The organism is Neobacillus drentensis, from assembly GCF_036966985.1.
GTDB lineage: Bacteria > Bacillota > Bacilli > Bacillales > Cytobacillaceae > Neobacillus > Neobacillus drentensis_E.
Map to the genome: position 1 here is coordinate 1 of NZ_JBALSN010000208.1, position 4707 is coordinate 4707.

General features: G+C 45.0%; 4 protein-coding genes. All 4 read left to right on the plus strand.

Annotation, left to right across the window (positions count from 1 at the left end; all coding sequences use genetic code 11):
- A partial coding sequence (locus tag V7659_RS14305) for a class I adenylate-forming enzyme family protein (RefSeq protein ID WP_335540570.1) occupies positions 1-829 on the plus strand: 829 nt, incomplete at its 5' end.
- Positions 830-852: 23 nt separating this feature from the next.
- A complete protein-coding gene (locus tag V7659_RS14310) occupies positions 853-1746 on the plus strand; it encodes a R2-like ligand-binding oxidase (protein ID WP_335540571.1) in 894 nt (297 codons plus the stop codon).
- Between the two features lie 21 nt (positions 1747-1767).
- Entirely contained in the window at positions 1768-3291 is a 1524-nt protein-coding gene (locus V7659_RS14315; RefSeq protein ID WP_335540580.1) for an aldehyde dehydrogenase family protein, read from the plus strand.
- Between the two features lie 19 nt (positions 3292-3310).
- The gene (locus tag V7659_RS14320) at positions 3311-4519 is read left to right on the plus strand and encodes an iron-containing alcohol dehydrogenase (RefSeq protein WP_335540572.1); all 1209 of its coding nucleotides are present in this window, start codon (positions 3311-3313) and stop codon (positions 4517-4519) included.
- The last annotated feature ends 188 nt before the right edge of the window (positions 4520-4707 follow it).

Sequence of the window (4707 nt, forward strand, 5' to 3'; positions counted from 1 at the left end):
TGATACAAAAGAGGTTTTTAAGGCGATTGAAAGATATAAGGTACAGACGTTTTCAGCTGTTCCCGCGATGATTCATGCCTTAGTATCGTATCCACACGCCGACCAATACAACACCTCCAGTCTTGAATCAGTTGGATCCGGGTCTGCGCCGCTGCCGGTTGCCTTATTACACGCTTTTGAACAAAAATTTGGCGCAAAAGTGTACGAGGGCTATGGGTTATCAGAAGCCGCTCCAGTTGTTACTGCCCACCGCAAAGGAATCGAAATCAAACCAGGCTCTGTGGGTATCCCAATTCCTGGGGTGGAATTGAAAATTGTCGATGAAAATGGCGAGGAAGTTTCGTCCGGTGAAGTGGGGGAGTTAATGGTCCGTGGTGATAATGTCACCCCCGGCTACTATAAAAATTCCGAAGAAACCAGCCGGGTCTTAAAGGATTCTTGGTTATGTACCGGTGATATGGCCCGAATCGATGACGAGGGCTATGTCTATATTGTTGATCGAAAAAAAGATTTAATTATTCGCGGCGGCTTTAATGTGTATCCTCGTGATGTCGAAGAAATTTTAAATGCTCATGAACAAGTTTTTGAGGCTGCAGTGGTTGGGGTTCCTGATGAACGAATGGGTGAAGAAATGGTTGCCTGCGTGGTAAAAAATCCAGATTCAGAAGTATCCGAAAAAGAATTAATCAACTATTGCCAAGACCATTTAGCAAAAAATAAAACACCACGAAGAATTGTTTTTCTAGAGGCACTGCCGAGAAATGGGGTGGGGAAAATATTAAAAACACATCTCCGCATGCAGGCATTAGAAATTGTCATCAAACCGTAAAGGAAAAAAGGAGGAGAAGTTAGATGGGAAAAAGAACCATATTAACAACTAGCAGTCGAGGTTTACTAGAAGATTCGTTCCCTTATCGTTTATTTCAAAAAGCAAAACGGTTGGGGACATGGAACCCAGCTGATATAGATTTTAGTCAGGATCAAAAGGATTGGAAGGCGATGTATTCGGAGCAGCAAGAGGATATTTTAAGGCTAATCTCTCAATTTCAAGCGGGGGAGGAAGCGGTTACATTAGACCTCCTTCCACTCATTATGGCGATTGCGAAAGAAGGGCGTTTGGAAGAAGAGATGTTCCTTACGACCTTTTTGTACGAGGAAGCAAAACATACGGAATTTTTCCGGCTAGTTTTGAATGCGATTGGTGAGCGAGGAGACTTATCCCATTTTCATACGGAAACCTATCAGAAAATTTTCTATGAAATTCTCCCAACGACAATGGAACGGCTTATTACCGACCAATCCCCGGAAGCCATTGCAGAAGCATCAGTCGTGTACAACATGTTTGTTGAGGGGGTATTAGCAGAAACCGGATATTTTTCCTTTTACAATACCTTAGAAACAGCGGGGATTATGCCTGGTCTGCTTGAAGGAATCGGAAACCTGAAAAAGGATGAGTCCAGGCATATCGGCTATGGAACATTCCTATTGCAACGCTTAATTTGTGAACATCCACATCTCTTTGATTTTGTAGCAGCCAAGATGGGTGAACTGACCCCGTTAGCGATTAGGCTGAACCAAGAAGGCATCGCGGGAAGGGAGGTTAGTGCATTTGGCGGGGACCCGGAGGATATCATGAACTTTACATTAAAACAACTCTCTGTTCGAATGGAGATTTTAGCGCGGGCAAAAGGCAAAAAAATCGAAGAGATTTATAGATTTTCAGATAGTGAATTAGGAGTACTTTAAAACGGTAGAGGAGGAATTATGATGACGGTAAAGGTAGATGTCCAAACATTTCCCCATTTTATTAATGGAAAGTGGGAGCCGGCAAGCAATCAAGAAACATTTGACGTGCATAACCCGGCCACTGGTGAATTAGTAGCAAGGGTGTCAAAAGGAAATACCGAAGATGTGAACCGTGCAGTAGATGCTGCCCGCGTGGCGTTTGACCAAGGGGATTGGAAAAATATGAAGCCGAAAGACCGGGCTCAGGTGTTATATGCCATTTCCTATAAAATTGCCGAACATGCCGAGGAGCTAGCATACTTAGAAGCGATTAGTTCAGGTGGTACGGTACGCCGAATTGGCAGCAGTGATATTTTACAAATGGTTGACTTGTTCCAAACATTAGCCAACTTTACGGTAGACTATCCATTCTCGGAAACACTACCTGTTCCGCCATTCCCAGGACCCGCCCACAATTTTATTTGGCGTGAGCCGATCGGAGTTTGTGCAGCCATCACTCCTTGGAATTTGCCAATGGTAATTGCGACATGGAAGATTGCTCCCGCACTAGCGATGGGGAATACGATTGTTATTAAGCCGGCCAGTTACACGCCGCTTTCGACTCTGAAACTAGCAGAAATTATTTCCGCCGTGGTCCCTCCAGGTGTAATCAATGTGGTTTCAGGGCCAGGTGCGGAAGTCGGTGAAGCCTTAGTTAACCATCCAAAGGTTGATAAAGTGGCTTTCACTGGCTCGACAGAGGTTGGCAGACGTATTATGGGACTTGCTGCAGGTACGATTAAGAAAACCACTTTGGAGTTAGGTGGTAAATCACCAAATATCCTTTTAGAGGATGCAGATCTTAATATTGCCCTGCCTGGAAGTTTGTTTGGAGTATTTCTCCATTCCGGACAGCTTTGTGAATCCGGGACTAGGCTATTTGTCCCAGATAAGCTTTATGACCAAGTGGTTGCAGGATTGGCCGCACTCACTAAGAAATTAAAGCTCGGTAATCCACTTGATCCTACCTCCGATGTTGGTCCGGTAATCTCAAAAAAACAAAAGGAAACGATCCTTTCCTACATTGATGCAGGTAAACAGGAAGGAGCTACCCTTTTATGCGGAGGCAAGGAAGTTAAGGTAGCTGGCTGTGAAGAGGGTCATTTTATCGAACCAACGATTTTTACGAATGTCACCAATGATATGAAAATTGCCCAAGAAGAAATTTTCGGACCAGTCCTTTGTGTGATTCGTTATTCAGACCTAGACGATGCGATTCGAATGGCGAATGATACGATTTATGGGCTCGCAGCAGGAGTCTGGACACGCGATGTTAATAAAGCGTACGCTGTCGCTAGAAAACTGCAGGCGGGTGTCGTCTGGATAAATGATTGGCATATGCTCCGCAGCGATGCTCCGTTTGGCGGGTACAAGCAAAGCGGTATTGGCCGAGAAATGGGACAGCAATCACTCGATGCCTATACCCAGGTAAAGCATGTACACACATCCATGTCACCGGAGTTAGAGCGGCGTAATTGGTATGGAATTCTGTTTGGCCAAAACTAATGAAGAGGTGGGGATGAAAATGAAAACAACCTTATCACAGTTTATGTTACGTACGGGAATCTACAGCGGTTCAAACTCAAGGGCGATGGTCCCAAGTCTTTTTGCAGGTCTGGGTGCTAAACGCGTACTCCTCCTAAGTGATCGAGGCTTAGAGGCAGCAGGCATTGTTGAAAAAGTCGCCGAAATTTTTACGCTGACAGGGCATGGCTCTGGTCCTGAATTGGTTGGGCAATTTTTAGATATCAAGCAGGATGCCGAAAGTCGATGCATCAATGAAGCTGTCCGTTATGCACGAGAAATCGGGGCAGATTCCTTACTAGCCGTTGGCGGGGGCAGTGTGCTTGATACCGTAAAAGGGGTGAAATATGCGCTCCACAAAGGATTGACAGATATAAAAGAGGCCATCCCAGGAGGCTTATTGTATGAGTCCTTTCCTAAAGCCAACCACATGCCAATTCCACATATAGCCATCCCGACTACAGCTGGTACCGGTTCAGAGGTTTCACCGATTGCCGTTATTTTTAACGAAGATATCCAAATGAAGACGAATATCATCAATCCATTTATTAATGCCGATATGGCGATCTTGGACCCAGATTTAACTGTGGGACTTCCACCATTAATAACAGCATTTACAGGATTTGATGCCTTAACACATGCCATTGAGGCACTCGCATCGCCAACGGCAACAGGCCTAACCGATGCCTATGCTCTCCATGCCATTCGGCTGATTGAAAAAAATCTGCCAATTGCCGTTGCGGATGGTTCAAACCTTGATGCCCGCATGGATTTATTACAAGCAAGCTTGATGGGGATTACCGCTTTCAGTTTTGCGTTAAACGCAATCCCTGTCCACAATATGGCACACGCCTATGGAGCCTTGTTCCGGATTCCGCATGGACTCGCAAATGCCGTCTTTTTACCGGTGGTCATGGAGTTGGTACCTGATTTATATCTTCCTAAGGCAGCGGAACTAGCACAGGCCTTAAATGTAGACGTAAAGGGGGATACTCCGCAAACAGCGTTAGCCAAAGTGATTGGAAAAATTAAATTGCTGCAGTATAAGGTAGGATTACCGGCAGATTTCAAGCAATTCAATATTACCGAAGATGCACTCCAACTGGCGATTCCAGCGGTCATGAAGGATCCTGCCGCCTTGAGCTTTCCTATGCCAAAAGAATTAATTGCAGCGATTGGACAAAAGGTGGTTCCGTTGACAGTAAAATAGGATAACAGTGACTCAGCCAGTGTGAAGACATGCTGGCTGGGTTTTATAGGTTACTAAATTTAGTTATACATACCTAGGGCGAGACTTGTCGCCGGCAAATCAAGGAGATTCTCTAGTAAAAATGGCTACTCGCCAGAAAATCAGGGCTATCCGCTAGTAAAAATGGTTATCCGCTAGTAAATCAGGGC